Genomic DNA, 20,598 nt, shown 5'->3' on the forward strand with positions numbered 1-20,598 from the left:
TGCGAGTCGCCACCGTGCACGAACTTCCAACCGGCGCCCCCCATGGCGAACTTCAAGGCTGGACCGTAGTCGCTCGACCGCAACCGATCAACTTGAATTGACGATAGGTCAGTTCTATTTGCCTGTACTGACACGCAGGGTTAGATTCCCCAAGCCGGGTGACGGCTGCGGCTCAGGACCTGGGCGGCACAGGCGGGGAGGGGCAGCACACCTACCTGCACCCTCCCCGCACGGCCGGGTGGTTGCCGGGGCTTCGGGCCAACCCTCGATGCCGGCCTCGACGGTATGAAAGTGCTCGCTCTCGTAGCGCCGCAGAACGCACCGGTAACACTTTTCCGTCATCGTTCCGGCCCCGTTGCGGCCGGGTAGAGAAGAGCTGATTTTGACCCACACCACGAACCGACCGAGACCACCCGGCAGAGGTCGGCGGGTTCTGCTGCGGATAGGAAGCGGTGCAGCCCCTTTCGCCCTCGTCTCCGGGCTGTTGAGCGCCTCCCCCGTCGCGTTTGCCGCAACGGGCGACCCCGTTCCTCGTGTTCCCGGCTATGTGATCCCCCCGACCGACCGCGGCCGGGTCGTGGACCTGTGGAAGAACGGTGGCCCCGGCGTCCAGGCGGCCGCGGAAGTCGCCCTGACGGGCAGCGACGACGACGTCCAGCGCTTCCTCGACCAGGCCGAGCTGCTGACCCGGCAGGATGATCGGGTCGCCACCGCCCAGCTCGCCAGCATCGGCGGCACCAGCCTCCAGGAAGCCGCACGCAAGGCACTTGCGGGAACCACCAGCGAAATCAAGACATTCCTTGAAAGTGGCTGGAAGGCTCCACTTGAGCAAGACCAGCGTGTCAGGGTCGCCCAGATCATCGACACCAGCGGCCCCAATGTCCAGGAGAAGGGCCGCGAAGCCCTCCAGAAGGGCGCGGACGCCATCACGGCCTTCCTGAAGGAAGGCCAGTACTCCCAGCGCGAGCAGGACGAACGCGTCCAGGTCGCTCAAATCCTCAGCATCGGCGGGGAGAACACCCGGGCCGCGGGCCGTCTCGCCCTGCGTGGAGGGCCCGACCAGATCAGGGACTTCCTTGAAGTCGGGCAACATGTCGCCCGCGCCAAGGACCAAGAGCAAGCCACGATCACACAGCTGATCGAGCAGACCCGTGAGGCCGGCCGGCAGGCAAGCGCCGAGAAGGACGCCGCCAAGGAGGCTTCCGCGCGGGCAGTGACAGCAGCACGCGAGGCCAAGGAAGCAGCCGACACTGCCGCCCACGAGACAGAGGCTGCCAAGGGCGATGCGCTCAAGGCGGCGGCCGCGGCGAAGCGTGCCGCGGAGTTCACTCGTCAGGCGGCCGCCGCAGCGCAACAAGCCATCGCCGCAGCTGCCGCCGCCAATCGCGCCGCCCGCGTGGCCGCGATTGCCGCCTCAAACGCGTCCAGCGCCGCGGCGGCCGCGAGCAAGGCAGCCACTCGTGCTCGCGACGCCGCGGCCGCAGCCGCAGTCGATGGAACCAAGGCCTCTGACGCCAACAAGGCGGCCGCTGACGCCAGGGCTGCGATGGTGGGTGTCAGGGAAGTGGAGAAGGCTGCGTCTTTGGCATCCGATTCCGCCGAGGCTGCCGCCGGTGCCGTCGAAGCAGCCCTGGGAGCCGGTAAGAACGCCCTCCTGACGGCCGACGCTGCCATGGATGCCAGCCGTTTCGCCGATCAGGCGGGCGTCAGCTCCAGCGACGCTCGTGCTGCGGCCGACCAGGCTCGTCGGCATGCGAATGAGGCCAACCGTGCGGCGAATATGGCTGCCGGCCTGGCGCGCAAGGCGGCGTTTGCCGCACGCCAGGCACGCGACGCGGCCCACTCGGCAGCCACCCACGCGGAGAACGCGGCGAACGCGGCGGAGGAAGCCGCCAAACACGCCGGAGAGGCAGCCACCGCGGCAGCCGAGTCCACGAAGCATGCCGAGGCTGCGGCCCAGGCAGCCGCGACCGCCACCGATGCCGTCGACAAGGCCAAGGGTGTCGACACACTGGCCCGCGAGATCGATGCCGCAGAACTTCTGGCGCGGACGAACGCCGGCTTGGAGCGGGCCAAGGACAACAAGGCGAAGGAGGAAGCAGAGGAAGCGGCGGACGCGCAGGAAGCCAAGGAGTCCAGGGACCTCGAAGCCGAGGCGAAGCAGCTTGCGGCCGAGGCGGCCAAGCCCGGTGCGAATCCGACCGCCCTCGCACCCAGAGCCCGGCGTATGGCCCTGAAGACCGCGCAGATCCGCGGCGAATGGAGCAAGGTCGCAGCCGAGGTCGCACTCGCCGGGTCCGACGCCGACATCACCACCTACATACAGACCGGGTGGGCTCGTGCCGACCAGCAGGATCGGCGGGCGCAGACTGCCCGCCTGGCCGAGGAGCACCCCTCCGCCAGTGTGAGGGCGGCCGCCGAGCAAGCCCTCAAGGGCGACGTGACGGTTGTGAATACCTTCCTCAACTCCGGCCAGTACGCGGTGGGCAAGGAGGACTTGCGGGTCTACATCGCGCAGGTCATTGAGAACGCCGGTCCGGTCACCACTGACGCCGGTCGTGCAGCCCTCAACTCCGGCGATGTCGCGAAGTACACCGCCTTCGCGACAACAGGTCAGTACACCGCACGCACCCAGGACGAGCGTGTCCGGGCAGCCCAGCTCGCGGACAGCGGTGGTCCCGAACTCCAGTCTGCCGCCCGCATCGCTCTGAGCGGCTCCAAGGCGGATCTGCACGGGTTCATCCAGAGCGGCCAGTACGCGGCCCAGCAGCAGGACTGGCTTTCCACCACTCATCAGCAACGCGTCCAGCAGCTGATCGCGGAAGGCGCGGTCATCGCTGCCCAGGCCGCCCAGGACTCGGCAGAGGCCGCTGAGGCCGCTGCCACGGCCCGCAAGGCCGATGAAGAGGCCCACGGGTATGCCACTCAGGCAGCTACCTCGGCCGGGCAAGCCAAGACCTACGCAGCCCAAGCCGCCAAGTCCGCCAAGGAAGCCGAAGCCTCTGCCGCCCGCGCGGCGGAGGCGGCGAACACCGCGCGTGCCGCGGCCGCCAGCGCCAACACCGCAGCACGCAACGCCTCGCTCTCGGCCGCCGACGCGGAAATCTCGGCCCAGTCCGCCCGTACCTCGGCCTCCATCGCCTGGGCCTACGCGGCAAAGGCGCGCGACACCTTCCTGCAGGCACACAATGACGCCGCCACCGCCCAGCGCGAAGCCGACATCGCCTATGCCAAGTCCGTGCAGATCGCCGAGGAAAAGGCAGAGAGGGACCGCAAGAACGCCCCCGGCAGAGAAGCCAGCCGCCAATACCGCTGCGGCTACGACGGCCTTGGCTGCATGACCGACAAGCAGCACTTCCGCTGGTGCCTGCAGAACAAATACAACTGTGAAGCCATCAGGGCAGCACCCGAGTACTGGAAGCCCTACGCAGAGGGAACCAAGTGGGCCCTTCAAAACGGCCTGAGCCTGAGCAACCTCTACAACTGCTACACGAAGAACGATTTTGACGCCTGCGTGGACTTCGTCAAGGACAATCTGGTCAGCAACAAGATCCGCATGCTGCGGGCCAGCATCTCCCTCCTAAAGGGCGTCACAGGATCAGGTTGCTCCCGATGCTTCCTTGCCGGAACCAAGATCCTCTTGAGTGACGGATCCACACGCAACGTTGAGGAAATCAAGGAAGGCGATATCGTCCTATCGACTGACCCTGCCTCCAAAGCCACAGGGGGACGCAAGGTCACGCACCTCGTCATCACCGAAGGGAACAAGCACCTCAACGATCTCGTCATCCAGTCCAAGCAAAGAACTGAAACACTCACCGCCACCAACGAGCATCCTTTCTGGAGCCCCTCGGGGAACCGATGGATTCAGGCTCAGGAACTTCTGCCTGGCAACACACTGCAGAGCAACGACGGCACGTTGGTACGCGTTGTGTCGAACCACTCGCGCACCCAACTGGCCAAGACTTACAACTTTACCGTCGAAGACTTCCACACTTACTATGTCCTGGCTGGCCAGACCCCGGTACTGGTGCACAATTCCAGCTGCGGCGACATCGCCTTGGGTAAGCAGCAGGTGGGGGACGACGACATGGCCCTCGACATCTTCGGTATGGAGGTGGGCGGCCTCACCTACAAGGACTGGCCAAGCGGCACTGCGTGGCATCGACAAATTGAAGCCTTCCTGCAGGACGGCAAAACGAATATTCACGTCAATCTCGATGGGATCGACAATCCGAAGGAATACGCCAAGTCGGGAGAAAAAATCGATCCCGCTGTAGACGATATGGGGTATACACGCTGGGAAATGTACAAGCTGAGCCAGTCCCCCGACGCCTGGCCGAGGGTCACGTGGTACCGAAAAGGAAAGCTGGTTACGAACCCCTTTGAATGAACCCACCGATACGGCCGCACTCTGGTCTAGCGATCACTCGTTTACCCTTTGGCGTTACGCCATTGGGCACTCCCGACTGCTCCTGAAATCGACTCCCATTTCCGGCGAGTCGCTGGGGATCGTATTTGAGGGTGTTGAGTTCGTGAAGCTCACTAGGGCTCTCCCGCGACTCTCCATTAGCCAAGCCAGCGTCAGCCAAGCAGGCGAGATTGATGATGCAGGCGTACGGAGCATCCGCCCGCTGCTCCGACTCGCCCTGCGCCATGAGAGGGGGATCGGTCTCGTAGCATGCTCTCGACTCACGGTGGGGGCGGTAACCGAAATGGATGACCGCAGCCCGTTCGAGTTGCACCCCGTCCACCTGAACATCGGCGCCTGATCTATGTTCCCTGCCGCGTGGCGGCAGGGAACATAGCAAGCCAATTTCGACTTCTTCATCGAGTCCAGAGGGACTCCGTATACCCATTCTGCGTACAGGCGTCGCGGCGCGAAGTGACGGCCACGATGGGGGTCGCGTCTCGCTTGGCGGCCGAGCACCAGGGGCTTCAGTGCGAGGCCGTCGTGGGAGATCCAGCGGCTCTACGTCGTCGAGACGGTGCAAGATCTGCTCATACAGTCGGCCCCAGACGCCGGCACGCGACCAGATCAGGACCCGGCAGCGGGTAGTCGATTTCGATATCCTGAAGCACGGCACACTCGGCCCCGTGCGAGGCCCAACGACCTACGGCCACAAAGGTCACGGCCTCATAAGGTGGGCTTCTTGCGAGACGTGGCTGTCGGGCTGCCCGTGAGGAGCGGGCCCTGGTGCCTGTGGTTGTACTGGGCACCAGTAGCATCGCGGAGTTCGTTCCATACCCCCCGAACGTATCGGTGTCGCAGACACCCCCATGACTTTCAGAGGTGTCATGTCCGACAGGCTCGTCCTCACCGGGGACCGCGTCCCGGAGCCCACCGAGGCGCCGCAGACAGCTCCCGACTCCGGTCGACGCCGCCAGAGGGTGTGGTCGAGGCGCGGCGCTGCCGGGTCCGCGCGGGCGCCTCGAATAGCCGTGCTCGACGGTCTGCGGCTCTTCGCGGCGCTGTCGGTGGTGCTGTTCCACTACCTGGCCGGTTCGGGGACGATCCCCTGGCAGCGGACGGCGGTCGAGCTGTTTCCCACCCTGCACAAGGTCGCCGAGTTCGGCTGGCTGGGTGTGGTCTTCTTCTTCATGATCAGCGGCTTCGTGATCTGCATGTCCGGCTGGGGCAAGTCCCTCCAGCAGTTCTGGCACGGCCGGATCCTACGACTGTTCCCGCTCTACTGGGCGGCGGTCGTGCTCTCCTCGGCGGCTGCCCGCCTCGGCCCGCGGACCCCGGGCGAGCCGAAGGTCACCGTCGGCCAAATGCTCACCAACCTCACGATGCTCCACGAGCCCCTCGGCGTGAACAGCGTCGACAACGTCTACTGGACGCTCTGGATCGAGCTGCGCTTCTACCTGATCTTCTCGCTGGTCGTCCTGCTGGGTGCCGGCCACCGCAGGGTCGCGAACTTCTGCTGGGTCTGGGCGCTGGGTTCGGTCCTGGCGCCGGCGGCGGGCATCCCGCTGCTGGACCAGCTCCTGGTGCCCCGGTGGGCGCCCTTCTTCATCGCCGGGATCACCTTCTACCTGGTCCGCCGGGCCGGCCGCTTCGACGGTGAGACCCTGGGCCTCCTGGCGCTGTCCTGGCTGCTGATGCAGCACCGCCTCCCGGCGATCATGCAGGGCGAGGGGCACGGCATCAACTGGAAGGTCTGTCTGGCCGCGATCACCGTCATGTACGTGCTGATGGGCCTGATCGCACTCGGCAAGCTGGACTGGATCCAGTGGCGCTGGCTGCCGATCGCGGGCGCGATCTCCTACCCGCTCTACCTCGTGCACCAGTCGCTGGGCATACGCGTGATCTGGCGATGGAACCAGCAGTGGGGTGCGTGGCCGACCCTGCTCGGCGTCATCGCGGGCGCGATGCTGATCGCCTGGCTGCTGCACCGCCTCGTCGAGCGGCCCCTCGTCCCGCTGCTGCGCCGCCTGCTCACCCCGGCCGCGTCGGCGTCCCGGTAGATCTCCGCACCCGCCCGGGGCCATCGGTCCTCGGGCGGGATCGCGGGGCGGTCAGACCGCGGGTGGGGGTTGGGTGCGGCCCAGGATGATGGCCGTGTTCACCAGGCCGACGTGGCTGAACGCCTGTGGGAAGTTGCCGAGTTGGCGGCCGGACACCGGGTCGTACTCCTCCGCGAGCAGTCCCACGTCGTTGCGCACGGCCAGCAGCCGCTCGAACAGTTCGCGCGCCTCCTTGTCCCGGCCGGTCATGTGCAACGCGTCCGCGAGCCAGAACGAGCAGGCCAGGAAGGCGCCTTCGTCGCCGGGCAGGCCGTCCACCGACGGGCCCTCGATGCTGTAGCGGCGGACCAGGCCACTGCTGCCGAGCTCCGCGCGGACCGCGTCGACCGTGCCGATCACGCGCGGGTCGTCGGGCGGCAGGAACCCGACGCGCGGGAGGAGCAGGGTGGCCGCGTCCAGCTCCCGGGAACCGTAGTACTGCGTGAAGGTGCCCCGCACGGGGTCGAAGCCGTTGTCGATCACGTCCCGGTGCACCTCGTCCCGCATGGCCCGCCACCGCTCCACGTCTCCGGGCAGCGAGGAGTCGCTCTCCATGGTGCGCACGGCCCGGTCCGCGGCGACCCAGGCCATCACCTTGGAGTGCACGAAGTGCCGGCGCGGCCCGCGCACCTCCCACAGCCCCTCGTCCGGCCGGCGCCAGTTGCGTTCCAGGAAGTCGAGGAGCGCGAGCTGGATCTGCCAGGCGTGCCGTTCCGAGGGCAGCCCGTTCTCCCGGGCCAGGTACAGGGAGTCGAGGACCTCCCCGTACACGTCGAGCTGGAGTTGGTCCACGGCCGCGTTGCCGACCCGGACCGGGGCGGAGTCGGCGTAGCCGCGCAACCACGGCAGGTCGGATTCCGGGATCCGCCGCTCGCCCCCGATCCCGTACATGATCTGCAGGTCGGCGGGGTCGCCGGCGACCGCGCGCAGCAGCCATTCGCGCCAGGCGCGGGCTTCGTCGTGGAAGCCGGTCTCCAGGAGGGAGCCGAGGGTGAGGGTGGAGTCGCGCAGCCAGCAGTAGCGGTAGTCCCAGTTGCGGACGCCGCCGAGTTCCTCGGGGAGGGAGGTCGTGGCGGCGGCTGCGATTCCGCCGGTCGGGGCGTAGGTGAGGGCCTTGAGGGTGATCAGGGAGCGGGTCACCGCTTCCCGGTAGGGGCCTTCGTAGGTGCACTGGGCGGTCCAGTCCCGCCAGTCGGCGAGGTTCTGTTCGAGCGCCTCGTACGGGTCGACGGTCGCGGGGCGCGGTTCGTGCGAGGGGTGCCAGGTGAGGACGAAGGCGACCCGTTCGCCGGCGGCGACGGTGAATTCGGAGCGGGTGCTGTTGTCCTCGCCCCAGGTGTGCACGGCCGGTTCGCTGCGGAACCAGGCGGAGTCGGGCCCGGCTACCGCGACCCGCTCGCCGTTGGAGCGCCGGACCCAGGGGACGACGTGTCCGTAGTCGAACCGCAGGCGCAGGACGCTGAGCACGGCGGCCTCGCCGGACAGGCCCTCGACGATGCGCATCACGTCGGGGGCGCTGTCGCGCTCCGGCATGAAGTCGGTGACCTTGAACGAGGCGCCGTCCGGAGTGTCCCAGTAGGACTCCAGGACCAGCGAGCCGTCGATGTAGGCGCGGTGCGTGCACCGTGCGCCGGCGGCGGCCCCGGCCGGGGCGATGCGCCAGTGGCCGTTCTCCTTGCCGCCGAGGAGCGCCGAGAAGCAGGCGGGCGAATCGAAACGCGGCAGGCACAGCCAGTCGAGGGACCCGTCGCGGCCGACGAGCCCGCTGGTCATGAGGTCGCCGATGAGTGCGTAGTCTTCGATGGGTTGTGTCATTTGTGCGCTGTTCCCCCGAATGCCCGGGCCCAATCAGTGCAGGCCCCGGGCATCCCCGTGCGCAATACGGTCACCCGCCCGCGGTCAGCTGCGTACGAGGAGCAGCGCGCTCGCGATGACCACGCCGAGGGCGACTGCGAGGGCGCCGTGGGCGAGGCGGTGGCTGCGCAGCACGGGCAGGAAGCGGTCGGCGGCGTACCGGCCGGGGCCGGTGAGGGCCACCGCGGCGGCCGCCACGGTCAGGAGGAGCTCGTACTCGATGCCCTTGGGGGCGAAGAAGGACCCGGCGCCGTGGACGGCGATCGCGTTGATCATGGTGCCGACGACGGCGGCTCCGGCGAGCGGGGTGAGCAGTCCGAGGGCGAGGCCGAGGCCGCCGAGGGTCTCGGTCAGGCCTGCGACGACGGCCATGGCGTCGCCCGCGGGGTAGCCGCTGGCGGTGAAGAACTGGCCGGTGCCGCTGATGCCGCCGCCGCCGAACCAGCCGAAGAGCTTCTGCGCGCCGTGGCCGGCCATCGTGAGACCGAGGACGACGCGGAGGAGGAGCAGTCCGGCGTCGTGGGCGGAGGTGGAGGGGGCGAGGGGGACGGCCGGTGCGGCGGCCTGCGGCTTCGTCGCGGTGACGGAGGGGCTGGTCATGGGGGATTCCTTCCGGTCGGGCGGTCCGGGCGGGGACGGAGTAACGGAGTAACGGAGTAACGAGTAGTTCAAATTCGAACCGCCAGTTCCGACCTTAACCATTGATTCAAATTGGAACAACTCGTGTAAACTGGGGGCATGGCTGAAACGAGATGGCTGGACGAGCGCGAGATGCGCGCCTGGAGCGGCTTCCTGGCCGCCTCCGCCCTGGTGAACCGCCGCCTCGACCAGCAGCTCAAGGACGACTCCGGCCTCTCTCACCCGCAGTACGAGATACTGGTACGGCTCGCCGCGGCTCCGGACCGCGAGCTGCGGATGACGGAACTGGCCAATGGCCTGATCAACTCGAAGAGCGGGCTGACCTACCAGGTCACCCAGCTGGAGAAGGCGGGCTTGGTCCGCCGTCGCAGCTGCCCCTCCGACGTGCGCGGGGTCTTCGCGGTCCTCACGGACGCCGGCACCGCCCGCTTGGAGGAGGCCGCACCCGGTCACGTCGCGACGGTCCGGGAAGCGCTGATCGACGTCCTGACCCCCGAACAGCTCGACACGCTCGCGGACGGGCTGGGCGAGGTCAGCCGCCGACTGCGCGAGCACAACGGGTAACACGGCCGAACGGGGTATAGGGGTGACATGGACGCAACGGTCTGGCTGACGGTCGGCGCGGTCGTCGCCCTCGGGCTGGCGATCGCGGCCGGCGTGCTCCTCGTACGGGTCTTCGCGGCTCGGCGCCTGCTGCTCGATGCGGGGATCCCGCTCCGCGACAAGGCGCTCTTCTGGGTCGCGGTGATCTACACCGTCTCGCCCGTGGACCTGATCCCGGACCCGGTGTACCTCGACGACATCGGCGTACTGCTGCTGGCTCTGCACTCCCTGCACGCGGCGGCCGCAGCGGTGCGGCCGGGCGCGGCCGCGGCCGCCGCGGCGGCGGCAGTGACCGCCGAGCCCGCCAGGGCGGCGACGACCGCGAAGCCCGCCACGGCCGAGGATCCGGGCACCGCATAGCCGCGGCCTGGGCGCAGCCGCAAGCACCTGCGCAGACCCCAACGCTCCCTGGAGCAGGGACTGTCCGTGGCTGCTGGCACCATGTCCCGCATGCCTGCTGAAGATCTTGACGCCCTGTCCCCCTCCCCCACCGCCCTGCTGGAGGCCGGAGCCGCCCGGGTGCGGGAGTGGTCCGGCCCGCAGGCCGGCGGCGGGGTCGGCCGCGAGGTCTACACCCAGGCCCAGGCCGTGTTCGGGCATGCCGACGTCTCGCGTGCGGAGTTCGGCTCGTGGCTGCACTTCGCCGCGAAGGTGCTCGGGCACGACGCGTACGCGCGGCAGGTCGCCGAGGCAGAGCCCGGCATGCCCTGGCGCACCGTCTGGGCCTGGTGGCGGCCGGTCGGGGCCTTCCGGGCCGTACCGAACCTCAGCGGGGACGCCTCCGCCGCCGTCTTCGACGGGCCCGGCGGCCGGAGCCTGCTGAAGGTCTGGTCGCTGTGGACCGAGGAACGCTGGTTCGACCTGACCACCGGCGAGCCGTGCCCGGCGCCCGGCGCCGGGGAGTTCACCGAACGCACGGAGGAGCCCGGGGAGGAGGAGCCGTTCCTCTTCGACCCGGACGAGGACGCCTGGGCCCTGCACTGCCCCGGCACCTGGGAGGACCCGGTGCCGCTCGGCGCGGGGCGGTTCCTGCTCACCGAGGCGCGCGGGATCGTGGTGGTGGAGCGCAACGAGGCGGTGGCGGCGGCCGGCTGGCCCACCGGCGGCGCCGACAACGCCTCGTGGGACGAGGGCGCGGGCGAGCCGTGGTTCGCGGGCCCGGCGCCCGGCGAGGCGCCGCTCGACGCGGCCCGCGTGGAGGCGGTGTTCGGCGCGGACTGGACGGTCCGGGTACCCGAGGCGCGGCTGCCCGCGTCGCTCACCCACCGCCCGACCCGGGAGCTGATCAGCACGGTGGGCCTGCCGCGCCACTGGGGAGCAGGCGCGACCTCGTTCGAGCTCGCCTGGACCGAGGAGGGGCCCGGAGCGGCGGAGTCCGCGGACCAGGGGCCGGGCTTCGGCGGCCTGCTGCACATAGGGACGTTGGAGATGGGCTACGGCGACGAGGGCGTGGTGCTCGTCCACCCGGAGACGGGCGCGGTGTCGCTGATCCGCGAGGGCGAGGGGCCGTTCCCCTTCGCCCGGGACACGGAGACGTTCGTACGCCTGCTGGAGGCCGTGCGCCGGTTCATGGGGGCGTGTTGGAACCCGTACCCGGGCGAGAACGGCTGCGGCTCCTTCCTCGCGGAGGCGGCGGAGCTGGAGCCGGGCGTCCTGGAGTCGGACGACCCCGAGGAGCCGGGCGCAGCGGCCTGGGAGCACGTTTTCGCGTCCATCACCGAACTGAGCGTCTACGGCTACTGACCGGGCGGCGCCGTCCCGGCCCGGCGGCGGGCCCGAGCGGCGGGCCCGAGCGGCGGGCCCCGAAGGCAGGCCCCGAAGGCAGGGCGTGTCGGTATCAGCGGGCGCCGCAGGGCTCAGCGGACGCCGCGGGGGCGGTACTGGATGCTGATGCGCGGGCCGACGGCGCGGCTGGACTTGGGGACCGCGTGCTCCATGGTCCGCTGGCAGGAGCCGCCCATCACGACGAGGTCGCCGTGCCCCAGGGGCAGGCGCAGCAGGGTCGGGCCGCCGTCGCGGGGGCGCAGGACCAGGTCGCGCGGGTCGCCGACCGAGAGGATCGCGACCATGGTGTCCTCGGTGGCGGACCGGCCGATGCGGTCGCCGTGCCAGGCGACGCTGTCGCGGCCGTCGCGGTAGAGGCAGAGCCCGGCGGTGGCGAAGGGTTCCCCGAGCTCGGGGGCGTAATGCCGGGTCAGTGCGGTGCGGGCCTCGACGAGCGCCGGGTGCGGCAGGGACTCGCCCTCGTCGTAGAAGGCGAGCAGGCGGGGTACGTCGACCTCGCGCTCGTACATCTGGCGCCGCTCGGCCCGCCAGGGCACGTCCTCGGCCAGCCGCTCGAACAGTGAGTCGGCGCCAGAGAGCCAGCCGGGCAGGTGGTCGACCCAGGCGCCGGAGCCGAGCCGGGTGCGGCACAGCCCTTGGAGCGGGCCGAGGCGGATCTCGTCGCCCTGGTCGAAGAGGGAGCCCTGGAGGCCGGGGATCGTACGCACCCACCCATCATATCCCGCCACTCGAACACGCGATCGATTACACGTCCCACCAGGGGTTTTCCCTCCCCGGGCGGGCCGTCAAGATTTCGCTAGGGAGGCGTTAAGGAGCCGTCAAGACCGGTCGCGGCCGACGCTGCGGCCCGCCTCCGGCCGCGGACTGCGCCCCAGCACGTCCATGCAGGTGGGAGGCGGGTTCCGGGCCGAACGCGTACCTCCGTCCAACCGGAGCAACCTCCCGTGCGGGGCCGCCCGGGGCCCGTCAGGATGAGATCGCGCGCGTGCACGAATGATCGAGTTCCGTACGCTTGCCCAGCCGTCGCACCGATGGCCGGATCCAAGCCGTACGAAGGAGCACCCGCGATGGCCACCCCCACCCAGCCGAGCCGCCTCAGGGCATGGCTCCTGGAAGGCCTGACCGACCAGACGAAGCACCGGTCGGGCCATCGGCCGGAGGGGTCGGACGAGAGCGGCACGCCCGCGGCCGCCGACCACGGGCGGCCTTGGTGGCGGGTGATGTGCCTGACCGGCCTCGACTACTTCTCGACCTTGGGCTACCAGCCGGGCATCGCGGCGCTCGCCGCCGGCCTGCTCTCGCCCCTGGCCACGATCGTGCTGGTGGTGCTGACCCTGTTGGGGGCGCTGCCCGTCTACCGCCGCGTGGCGGAGGAGAGCCCGCACGGCGAGGGCTCGATCGCGATGCTGGAACGGCTGCTGTCGTTCTGGAAGGGCAAGCTGTTCGTCCTCACCCTCCTCGGCTTCGCGGCCACCGACTTCCTGATCACCATCACCCTGTCGGCGGCGGACGCGACCGCGCACATGGTCGAGAACCCCCATCTGACGAGCACGCTCAACGGCCACCAGGTACTGATCACCCTGATCCTGATCGCGCTGCTGGGCGGCGTGTTCCTCAAGGGGTTCAGCGAGGCCATCGGGGTGGCCGTGGTCCTGGTCTTCTCGTACCTCGCGCTGAACGTCGTCGTGATCGGGGTCGGCCTGTGGCAGGTCGTCAGCGAGCCCCACGTCATCACCGACTGGAAACAGGCGTTGCTCACCGAGCACGGCAACGTCTTCATGATGATCGCCATCGCGCTCGTGGTCTTCCCGAAGCTGGCGCTGGGTCTGTCCGGGTTCGAGACGGGCGTCGCGGTCATGCCGCACGTCCAGGGCTCCCCGCACGACACGGAGGAGAATCCCGCGGGCCGGATCCGGGGCACGAAGAAGCTACTGACCACGGCCGCCGTGATCATGAGCGTCTTCCTGATCACCAGCAGCTTCGTCACCACCCTCCTCATCCCCGCCGCCGCCTTCCAACCCGGCGGCGAGGCCAACGGCCGCGCCCTGGCGTACCTGGCCCACGAGTACCTGGGCTCGGCCTTCGGCACCGTCTACGACGTCTCGACCATCTTGATCCTGTGGTTCGCGGGCTCCTCGGCCATGGCCGGCCTGCTCAACCTGATGCCGCGCTACCTGCCCCGCTACGGCATGGCCCCCTCCTGGGCCCGCGCCCTGCGCCCGATGGTCATCGTCTTCACCCTGATCGCCTTCCTGGTGACCTGGCTCTTCGACGCCGACGTCGACGCCCAGGGCGGTGCCTACGCCACCGGTGTCCTCGTCCTGATCACCTCCGCGGCCGTCGCGGTCACCATCGCGGCCCGCCGGGCCGGGGAACGCGGCTGGACCATCGGCTTCGGCGTCATCTCCGCCGTCTTCGTCTACACCACCGCCGTCAACGTCGCCGAACGACCCGACGGCGTGAAGATCGGCGCCTGCTTCATCGCCGGCATCATGGCCCTCTCCCTCCTCTCACGCCTCGCCCGCGTCTTCGAGCTGCGCGTCACCCACGTGGAATTCGACGACATGGCCCAACGGTTCATCCGCGACACCGCCAACCGCACCATCCGGTTCATCGCCAACGAGCCCGACAACCGCGACGCCGACGAGTACCGGCTCAAGAAGCAGCAGATCCGCGCCGACAACGACATCCCCTCCGAGGACGACGTCATGTTCGTCGAGGTCACCGTTCTGGACGCATCCGAATTCGAATCGGGCATGCGCGTGCGCGGCGAAGTCCTCCACGGCCGCTACCGCGTCCTGACCCTGGAAAGCTCCAGCATCCCCAACGCACTCGCCGCCCTGCTGCTCCACGTACGGGACGACACCGGGCAGCGGCCGCACATCTACTTCGAATGGACGGAGGGCAACCCGATGGCCAACTTCCTCCGCTTCTTCCTCTTCGGGCAGGGAGAGGTCGCCCCCGTCACCCGCGAGGTCATCCGGGAGGCCGAACCCGACCGCAGCCGCCGCCCCCACGTCCACGCCGGCTGACGCCGGGCGCGGATCCGGCTCCGTACGTACCGTGGGAAGGCAGCTACTCACCCCCCGGAGTCGCGATGAGTGCCTATCCCCCGATCGCAGAGCACGGTCTGATCGGCGACCTCCAGACGGCCGCGCTGGTCTCCAGTGCCGGAACGGTCGACTGGTGGTGCACGCCGCGGTTCGACTCCCCCAGCATCTTCGGAGCACTGCTGGACCGGGCGGGCGGGGGCCACTGCCACCTGGCGGTCGATCTCGACCGGCTCGGCGACGTCAAGGTCAAGCAGCTGTACCTCGCCGACACGGCCACGCTGGTGACCCGGTTCATGACCACGGACGGCGTCGGGGAAGTGGGCGACTACATGGTCCCCGACGACTCCCGCGAGGCCACCGACCGGCATCAACTGCACCGGACGGTACGGGTGGTGCGCGGCAGCCTCCCGTTCGTCCTGGAGGTCCGGCCCCGCTTCGACTACGGGCGGGCCCCGCACACCCTGAAGCTCCTCGACGACGGGTCGGCCCTGATGCAGGGCCCGGGGACGGACCTGTTCGTCCAGGCGAGCGCGCCGATCACCCTCGTCGCGGACGGACAGGACGCCGTCGCGCGCTTCACCCTGACGGCGGGCGACGCCGCAGTCGTCGTCCTGACCAGCGACGCCGCCGGCAGCCCCCGCCCCGATCCCCTCAGCCGCGAACGCGCCCTTGCGGATTTCGACCGGTGCCGCGCCTTCTGGCACGACTGGCTGCGCACCTCCACCTACCGGGGACGCTGGCAGGAGATGGTCAACCGGTCCGCCATCACCCTGAAGCTGCTCACCTACGCCCCGACCGGCGCGCCGATCGCCGCGGCGACCATGGGACTGCCCGAGCAGATCGGCGGGGAACGCAACTGGGACTACCGCTACACCTGGATCCGCGACGCGTCCCTGTCGGTGCGCGCCCTCGTCAAACTCGGTTTCACCGAGGAGGCCAACGCCTTCCGCCACTGGGTCCGCGACCGCTTCGAAGCCGGCGGCACCCCCTCCGGCCACCCCTTGCAGATCATGTACCGCATCGACGGCGACCCCCACCTGACCGAGGAGGTCCTCGACCACTGGGAGGGCTACCAGGGGTCCGCTCCCGTCCGGGCCGGTAACGCGGCCGCCGACCAGGTGCAGCTCGACATCTACGGCGAGGCCGCCTACGCGTTCGGCGAGGCCCACGACATGGGTGCGCTGCGCGGCTGGACGGCGTTCACCGGCGTCATCGACTGGTTCTGCGACCACTGGGACGCCCCGGACGAGGGGATCTGGGAGACCCGGGGCGGCCGCCAGGACTTCACCTACAGCCGCCTGATGTCGTGGGTCGCCTTCGACCGGGCCATCCGCCTCGCGCAGGCCCACTCCCGGCCCGCGGACATCGCCCGGTGGACGGCGGCACGCGACGCGATCTTCCTGCAGATCGTGGAGCGCGGCTGGAGCACCGAGCGGCAGGCCTTCGTGCAGAACTACGCGTCGGACGTGCTCGACGCGTCGCTGCTGCTCATGCCGAAGGTGGGTTTCATCTCGCCCTCCGACCCCGCCTGGCTGTCCACGCTCGACGCGATGGACCGGGAACTCGTCAGCGACAGCCTCGTCTACCGCTACGACCCCGCGGCCTCGCCGGACGGGCTGCGCGGTTCCGAAGGAACGTTCAACCTGTGCAGCTTCCTGTACGTCGAGGCGCTCGCCCGGGCCGGGCGGATCGGCCAGGCCCGCTACGCGTTCGACAAGATGCTGACCTACGCCAACCACGTCGGCCTGTTCGCCGAGGAGATCGGAGCCTCCGGCGAGCAGTTGGGCAACTTCCCGCAGGCGTTCACGCACCTGGCGCTCATCGACGCCGCGCTGGCGCTCGACGAGGAACTGGACCGCCGGTCGGCATGAGTGCGCCGTCCGGCGGGGTAGGGGGACCGCAGGCGCTGCCCGCCCACCACCCGTCGGCCCCACCAGGAGACACCCCATGCGGATGCTGATCAACAGTCCCGAGACCGTCGTCGCTGATGCCCTGCGGGGGATGGCGGCCGCGCATCCCGAGCTGGACGTGGACGTCGAGCGGCGGGTCGTCGTACGGCGGGACGCGCGGCTCGGGGGCCGGGTCGGGGTGGTGTCCGGGGGCGGGTCGGGGCACGAGCCGCTGCACGCCGGGTTCGTGGGGTACGGGATGCTGTCGGCCGCTTGCCCCGGGGAGGTGTTCACCTCGCCCGTGCCCGATCAGGTCCTGCGGGCGGCGGCGGCCGTGGACGCCGGGCAGGGTGTGCTGTTCGTCGTCAAGAACTACACCGGGGACGTGCTGAACTTCGAGATGGCGGCCGAACTCGCCGAGGAGGACGGCCTGCGGGTGGAGCGCGTGCTGGTCAACGACGACGTGGCCGTCACCGACAGTCTGTACACGGCGGGGCGGCGCGGCACCGGGGCCACGCTGTTCGTCGAGAAGGTCGCCGGTGCGGCCGCCGAGGAGGGCGCCCCGCTGGAGCGGGTCGCGGAGCTCGCCCGGCGGGTCAACGCCTCCTCGCGCAGCTTCGGGGTGGCGCTCAGCGCGTGCACGACACCGGCGAAGGGCAGTCCGACGTTCGACCTGCCCGACGGGGAACTGGAGCTGGGCATCGGCATCCACGGCGAGCCGGGCCGCGAACGGCGGGCCATGATGCCGGCCCGGGAGATCGCGGAGGTCGCGGTGGGAGCCGTACTGGAGGAGCTCGGGGAGGTGGCTCCGGCGGACGGGCCGGTACTGGCTCTGGTCAACGGCATGGGGGCGACGCCGCTGCTGGAGCTGTACGGGTTCCACGCGGAGGTGGCGCGGGTGCTGGCGGAGCGCAGAGTGCCGGTGGCGCGGACGCTGGTCGGGAACTACGTCACGTCCCTGGACATGGCGGGGTGTTCGGTGACGCTGTGCCGGGCGGACGAGGAGCTGCTGCGGCTGTGGGACGCGCCCGTCCACACTCCGGCCCTGCGGTGGGGCTGCTGAGAAGGTGGGCGGGCACGGTGCGGACAGGGTCGTGGACACGGGTGAGGAGACGGAATTGCGTGACGCGGAATTCTTCCGGCGCTGGATGACGGCCGCCGGGGCCGTGGTGGAGCGCGAGGCGGACCGGCTGACCGAGCTCGACTCCCCCATCGGGGACGCCGACCACGGGAGCAATCTGCTGCGCGGCTTCACGGCGGTACGGGCGGCCCTGGCGGCGGATCCCACCGCGAGTCCGGGGGCGGTGCTGACGCTGGCGGGGCGGACCCTGATCTCGACGGTCGGCGGGGCCTCGGGCCCGTTGTACGGGACGCTGCTGCGGCGCACGGGCAAGGAGCTCGGGGAGGCCGCCGAGGTCTCCGACGAAGCGCTGTGCATGGCCCTGTACGCGGGAGTGGGCGCGGTGGCGCAGCTCGGCGGGGCGGCGCCCGGCGACAAGACGATGCTGGACGCGCTGGTGCCGGGGGTGGGGGCGCTGAGCACGTCGTACCGGGCGGCCGCGGACGCGGCGGAGAACGGCGCGCGGGCGACGGTGCCGATGCTGGCGCGCAAGGGGCGGGCCAGCTACCTCGGTGAGCGGAGCATCGGCCACCAGGACCCCGGGGCGACCTCGGCGGCCCTGCTGCTGGCGGCGCTCGCGGATGCGGCGGATGCGCCTGGTGCGGCTGATGCCGCTGGTGCCGAGTGAGCGCGCCGGTGGTGGGGATCGTGCTCGTGTCGCACAGCGCGGTGGTCGCACAGTCCGTGGCGGACCTGGCGCGCGGCCTGGCGGCGGGCGGCCCGGTCGTCCCGGTCGCAGCGGCGGGCGGCACCGCGGACGGCGGCCTGGGCACGAGCGCGGAGCGCATCGCTGAGGCCGCGCAGGAGGTGGACCGGGGGGCGGGGGTCGCGCTTCTGGCGGACCTGGGCAGCTCGGTGCTGACGGTGAAGGCGCTGCTGGTGGAGGACGAACTCCCGCCGGGGGCCCGGCTGCTGGACGCCCCGTTCCTGGAGGGCGCGGTGGCCGCGGTGGTGGCGGCCTCGGCGGGCGCCCCGCTGGAAGCGGTGGCCGCGGCGGCGGAGGAGGCCTACAGCTACCGCAAGACGTAACCGGCCGGCCCGAGCCACGCCGGCACGGTCACCGCCACTCGCCGCCACTCGCCGCGACTCGCTCGTCCTAGCCGACCGGCGCCGTTGCCCGGCCGGTCGCGGTCGCGGTCGCGGCCACGGCGGGTACGGGAGGTCGGCGTGCCGGGCGGGGTGGTCAGCGGCGGCGCAGGGATTCGATTTCGCGGCGGTCGCGCTTCGTCGGGCGCCCCGTGCCGCGGTCGCGCACACCGACCACCTCGGCCTCGATGCGCGTCGGCGGGGGCGGGCTGTTGTCGACGAAGCATTCCGCGGCCACCGGCGCACCCACCCGCTTCGTCACGGGCTGCTTGACCACGACGATGCGCTCGCGCCCCGCGTGGAAGAGCCGTACCTCGTCCCCCGCACGCACCGTCTGAGCCGGCTTCGCGCGCTCCCCGTTGACCTTCACATGGCCCGCCCGGCAGGCGGTCGCCGCGACCGAGCGGGTCTTCGTCAGGCGGACCGACCAGATCCAGGCGTCCACCCGGGCAGTTCCCGTTCCCGTTGCTCCATCAGCCATGCCAGAACTCTAGCGAGCCGCCCCCACGGAAACGGAACACATTTTGGCAGATTCACCAAGAGGCATTGCATCTGCCATGTACATCATCCCAATAGAATTGCAAATGCGGGACACCTGCCCCTACCTTGTCGCTCATGCAGTCCTACACCATCGGACAGGCGGCCCGCCTGCTGGGCGTGAGCCCGGACACCGCCCGCCGCTGGGCCGACGCCGGCCGGGTCGCGACCCACCGCGACGAGGCCGGCCGGCGACTGATCGACGGCCGCGACCTGGCCGCATTCTCCGTAGAGGTCGGGCAGGGCGCCCACGCCGAGGACGAAGAGCCCTACACCTCGGCCCGCAACGCGTTTCCCGGCATCGTCACCGCCGTCAAGCTCGGCGACGTGGCCGCCCAGGTCGAGATCCAGGCAGGTCCCCACCGCCTGGTCTCCCTCCTCACCCGTGAGGCCGTCGAGGAGCTCGGACTGGAGGTCGGCATGCAGGCCACCGCCCGCGTGAAGTCCACCAGCGTGCACATCGACCGCACCTGACCCGTCCAGCACCAGCGCACGTCCCCACCCGCTCCGCCCGTCACCGGCGCGGGTCACCACCGCGCGGAACCGGCACCCGGCCGGCCGCCGACCCGACCGAGGAGCACCAGCTCATGTCCCCGATCCTGACCCGCCGCAGCGCCGTTGCCGCAGCGCTGACCGCCGCCCTCCTCGTGCCCGCGCTGTCCGCCTGCGGCAGCAGCGACAAGAAGGACACCGACACCGGGGCTGCGGCTTCCGCGTCGGCCTCCGCCTCCGCCGAGACCAAGGCCGCGAACCTCACCGTCCTGGCCGCCTCCTCCCTCACCGACGTCTTCAAGACCGCGGGCGCCGCGTACGAGAAGGCGCACCCCGGCACGAAGGTGAACTTCTCGTTCGCCGGCTCCCAGGAGCTCGCCGCCCAGGTGAAGCAGGGCGCCCCGGCCGACGCGCTGGTCACCGCCGACACCAAGACGATGGACGGCCTCAAGGCCGAGACGAACGACCCGTCGATCATCGCCAAGAACCGCCTGGTCATCGCGACCGGCAAGGGCAACCCGTTCAAGATCGACGACCTGAAGGACCTCGCCGACAGCAAGATCAAGGTCGTGCTCGCCGCGCCCGAGGTCCCGGTCGGCCGCTACAGCAAGCAGATCCTCGACGCGCAGAAGATCGAGGTGAAGCCGGTCTCGCAGGAGCCCAACGTGCGCGCCGTGCTGAGCAAGGTCGAGCTCGGTGAGGCCGACGCCGGCCTCGTCTACAAGACCGACTCGGCCAAGTCCGGTGACAAGGTCGTCAACGTGGACATCCCGGACGACCAGAACGCCGTCGCCTCCTACCCGGCCGCGGCCCTCAAGGCCTCCAAGAACGCCGAGGCCGCCGCCGCGTTCGTGGCGTGGCTGAGCAGCCCCGAGGCGCAGAAGATCCTCCAGGACGCGGGCTTCCAGAAGGCGTAACCGACTCCGCTGCCGGAAAGATCGATGGGGACTGCCCGGTCTGGGGGGGACGGGCAGTCCCTTCGGCGTCCCGCACACCGATCCCCCCGTACCCGCCCACGCTGCAGCCAGGA

Annotated in this window: 16 protein-coding genes and 1 pseudogene; 12 read left to right on the forward strand and 5 right to left on the reverse strand. The window is 70.2% G+C overall.

Annotated elements, in window-relative coordinates; genetic code table 11:
* Positions 1-484 precede the first annotated feature (484 nt).
* Entirely contained in the window at positions 485-4,393 is a 3,909-nt protein-coding gene (locus OHA65_RS05815) for a polymorphic toxin-type HINT domain-containing protein (protein ID WP_327282036.1), read from the forward strand.
* 447 nt (positions 4,394-4,840) lie between these two features.
* Here OHA65_RS05815 and OHA65_RS05820 read toward each other — a convergent pair.
* Positions 4,841-5,084, reverse strand: a pseudogene (locus OHA65_RS05820) (hypothetical protein); the annotation flags it as partial.
* A 214-nt stretch (positions 5,085-5,298) separates the two neighbouring features.
* Here OHA65_RS05820 and OHA65_RS05825 point away from each other — a divergent pair.
* Positions 5,299-6,471, forward strand: coding sequence for an acyltransferase family protein (locus OHA65_RS05825; protein WP_405761420.1), 1,173 nt, complete (start codon positions 5,299-5,301; stop codon positions 6,469-6,471).
* 51 nt (positions 6,472-6,522) lie between these two features.
* Here the strand turns inward: OHA65_RS05825 and OHA65_RS05830 are convergent, their stop codons facing one another.
* Together OHA65_RS05830 and OHA65_RS05835 are read right to left on the reverse strand one after the other, a co-directional pair.
* Positions 6,523-8,325, reverse strand: coding sequence for a glycoside hydrolase family 15 protein (locus OHA65_RS05830; protein WP_405761423.1), 1,803 nt, complete (start codon positions 8,323-8,325; stop codon positions 6,523-6,525).
* 84 nt (positions 8,326-8,409) lie between these two features.
* Positions 8,410-8,964 carry a DoxX family membrane protein gene (locus tag OHA65_RS05835; RefSeq protein ID WP_327282039.1) on the reverse strand — a complete coding sequence of 185 codons (555 nt, stop codon included), beginning with the start codon at positions 8,962-8,964 and terminating at the stop codon, positions 8,410-8,412.
* Positions 8,965-9,102: 138 nt separating this feature from the next.
* Here OHA65_RS05835 and OHA65_RS05840 point away from each other — a divergent pair, with 138 nt between their 5' ends.
* From OHA65_RS05840 to OHA65_RS05850, 3 genes are all read left to right on the forward strand, one after another.
* Complete coding sequence (locus tag OHA65_RS05840) at positions 9,103-9,567, forward strand: MarR family transcriptional regulator (protein WP_327282040.1); 465 nt, start codon at positions 9,103-9,105, stop codon at positions 9,565-9,567.
* A 27-nt stretch (positions 9,568-9,594) separates the two neighbouring features.
* Positions 9,595-9,966 (forward strand): DUF1232 domain-containing protein, encoded by a 372-nt coding sequence (locus OHA65_RS05845; RefSeq protein ID WP_405761427.1) that lies wholly within the window; start codon positions 9,595-9,597, stop codon positions 9,964-9,966.
* A 90-nt stretch (positions 9,967-10,056) separates the two neighbouring features.
* Positions 10,057-11,349 (forward strand): SUKH-4 family immunity protein, encoded by a 1,293-nt coding sequence (locus OHA65_RS05850; RefSeq protein WP_329312809.1) that lies wholly within the window; start codon positions 10,057-10,059, stop codon positions 11,347-11,349.
* Positions 11,350-11,462: 113 nt separating this feature from the next.
* Here the strand turns inward: OHA65_RS05850 and OHA65_RS05855 are convergent, their stop codons facing one another.
* Positions 11,463-12,089, reverse strand: a complete 627-nt coding sequence (locus OHA65_RS05855; RefSeq protein ID WP_371646762.1) for an alpha-ketoglutarate-dependent dioxygenase AlkB — start codon at positions 12,087-12,089, stop codon at positions 11,463-11,465.
* A 369-nt stretch (positions 12,090-12,458) separates the two neighbouring features.
* On the opposite strand from OHA65_RS05855, the gene OHA65_RS05860 reads away from it, so the two are divergent.
* The 5 genes from OHA65_RS05860 (at position 12,459) to OHA65_RS05880 (ending at position 18,482) form a co-directional block, all read left to right on the forward strand.
* Positions 12,459-14,423, forward strand: a complete 1,965-nt coding sequence (locus OHA65_RS05860; RefSeq protein ID WP_327282044.1) for an amino acid transporter — start codon at positions 12,459-12,461, stop codon at positions 14,421-14,423.
* Between the two features lie 65 nt (positions 14,424-14,488).
* Positions 14,489-16,315 carry a glycoside hydrolase family 15 protein gene (locus OHA65_RS05865; RefSeq protein ID WP_328761837.1) on the forward strand — a complete coding sequence of 609 codons (1,827 nt, stop codon included), beginning with the start codon at positions 14,489-14,491 and terminating at the stop codon, positions 16,313-16,315.
* Between the two features lie 76 nt (positions 16,316-16,391).
* A complete protein-coding gene (gene dhaK / locus OHA65_RS05870; protein ID WP_329312814.1) occupies positions 16,392-17,396 on the forward strand; it encodes a dihydroxyacetone kinase subunit DhaK in 1,005 nt (334 codons plus the stop codon).
* Between the two features lie 55 nt (positions 17,397-17,451).
* Positions 17,452-18,081, forward strand: coding sequence for a dihydroxyacetone kinase subunit DhaL (dhaL, locus tag OHA65_RS05875; RefSeq protein WP_328761838.1), 630 nt, complete (start codon positions 17,452-17,454; stop codon positions 18,079-18,081).
* A gap of 26 nt (positions 18,082-18,107) precedes the next feature.
* Positions 18,108-18,482, forward strand: coding sequence for a PTS fructose transporter subunit IIA (locus tag OHA65_RS05880; protein WP_327282048.1), 375 nt, complete (start codon positions 18,108-18,110; stop codon positions 18,480-18,482).
* 154 nt (positions 18,483-18,636) lie between these two features.
* Here OHA65_RS05880 and OHA65_RS05885 read toward each other — a convergent pair whose 3' ends face one another.
* Positions 18,637-19,020: an RNA-binding S4 domain-containing protein gene (locus OHA65_RS05885; protein ID WP_327282049.1), complete on the reverse strand. Its 384-nt coding sequence runs from the start codon at positions 19,018-19,020 to the stop codon at positions 18,637-18,639.
* A gap of 134 nt (positions 19,021-19,154) precedes the next feature.
* On the opposite strand from OHA65_RS05885, the gene OHA65_RS05890 reads away from it, so the two are divergent.
* Both OHA65_RS05890 and modA read left to right on the forward strand, forming a co-directional pair.
* Positions 19,155-19,550 carry a helix-turn-helix transcriptional regulator gene (locus OHA65_RS05890; protein ID WP_327282050.1) on the forward strand — a complete coding sequence of 132 codons (396 nt, stop codon included), beginning with the start codon at positions 19,155-19,157 and terminating at the stop codon, positions 19,548-19,550.
* 113 nt (positions 19,551-19,663) lie between these two features.
* A complete protein-coding gene (gene modA, locus OHA65_RS05895) occupies positions 19,664-20,485 on the forward strand; it encodes a molybdate ABC transporter substrate-binding protein (RefSeq protein WP_371646018.1) in 822 nt (273 codons plus the stop codon).
* Positions 20,486-20,598 lie beyond the last annotated feature (113 nt).

Source organism: Streptomyces sp. NBC_00045, from assembly GCF_045041095.1.
Classification (GTDB): domain Bacteria; phylum Actinomycetota; class Actinomycetes; order Streptomycetales; family Streptomycetaceae; genus Streptomyces.

What these genes read in the sequence shown, in the direction of transcription:
- OHA65_RS05825 (WP_405761420.1), top strand. Translation starts at nt 5,299, where the DNA reads ATGTCCGACAGGCTCGTCCTCACCGGGGACCGCGTCCCGGAGCCCACC.
- OHA65_RS05830 (WP_405761423.1), bottom strand. Translation starts at nt 8,325, where the DNA reads ATGACACAACCCATCGAAGACTACGCACTCATCGGCGACCTCATGACC.
- OHA65_RS05835 (WP_327282039.1), bottom strand. Translation starts at nt 8,964, where the DNA reads ATGACCAGCCCCTCCGTCACCGCGACGAAGCCGCAGGCCGCCGCACCG.
- OHA65_RS05840 (WP_327282040.1), top strand. Translation starts at nt 9,103, where the DNA reads ATGGCTGAAACGAGATGGCTGGACGAGCGCGAGATGCGCGCCTGGAGC.
- OHA65_RS05845 (WP_405761427.1), top strand. Translation starts at nt 9,595, where the DNA reads ATGGACGCAACGGTCTGGCTGACGGTCGGCGCGGTCGTCGCCCTCGGG.
- OHA65_RS05850 (WP_329312809.1), top strand. Translation starts at nt 10,057, where the DNA reads ATGCCTGCTGAAGATCTTGACGCCCTGTCCCCCTCCCCCACCGCCCTG.
- OHA65_RS05860 (WP_327282044.1), top strand. Translation starts at nt 12,459, where the DNA reads ATGGCCACCCCCACCCAGCCGAGCCGCCTCAGGGCATGGCTCCTGGAA.
- OHA65_RS05865 (WP_328761837.1), top strand. Translation starts at nt 14,489, where the DNA reads ATGAGTGCCTATCCCCCGATCGCAGAGCACGGTCTGATCGGCGACCTC.
- dhaK (WP_329312814.1), top strand. Translation starts at nt 16,392, where the DNA reads ATGCGGATGCTGATCAACAGTCCCGAGACCGTCGTCGCTGATGCCCTG.
- OHA65_RS05885 (WP_327282049.1), bottom strand. Translation starts at nt 19,020, where the DNA reads ATGGCTGATGGAGCAACGGGAACGGGAACTGCCCGGGTGGACGCCTGG.
- OHA65_RS05890 (WP_327282050.1), top strand. Translation starts at nt 19,155, where the DNA reads ATGCAGTCCTACACCATCGGACAGGCGGCCCGCCTGCTGGGCGTGAGC.
- modA (WP_371646018.1), top strand. Translation starts at nt 19,664, where the DNA reads ATGTCCCCGATCCTGACCCGCCGCAGCGCCGTTGCCGCAGCGCTGACC.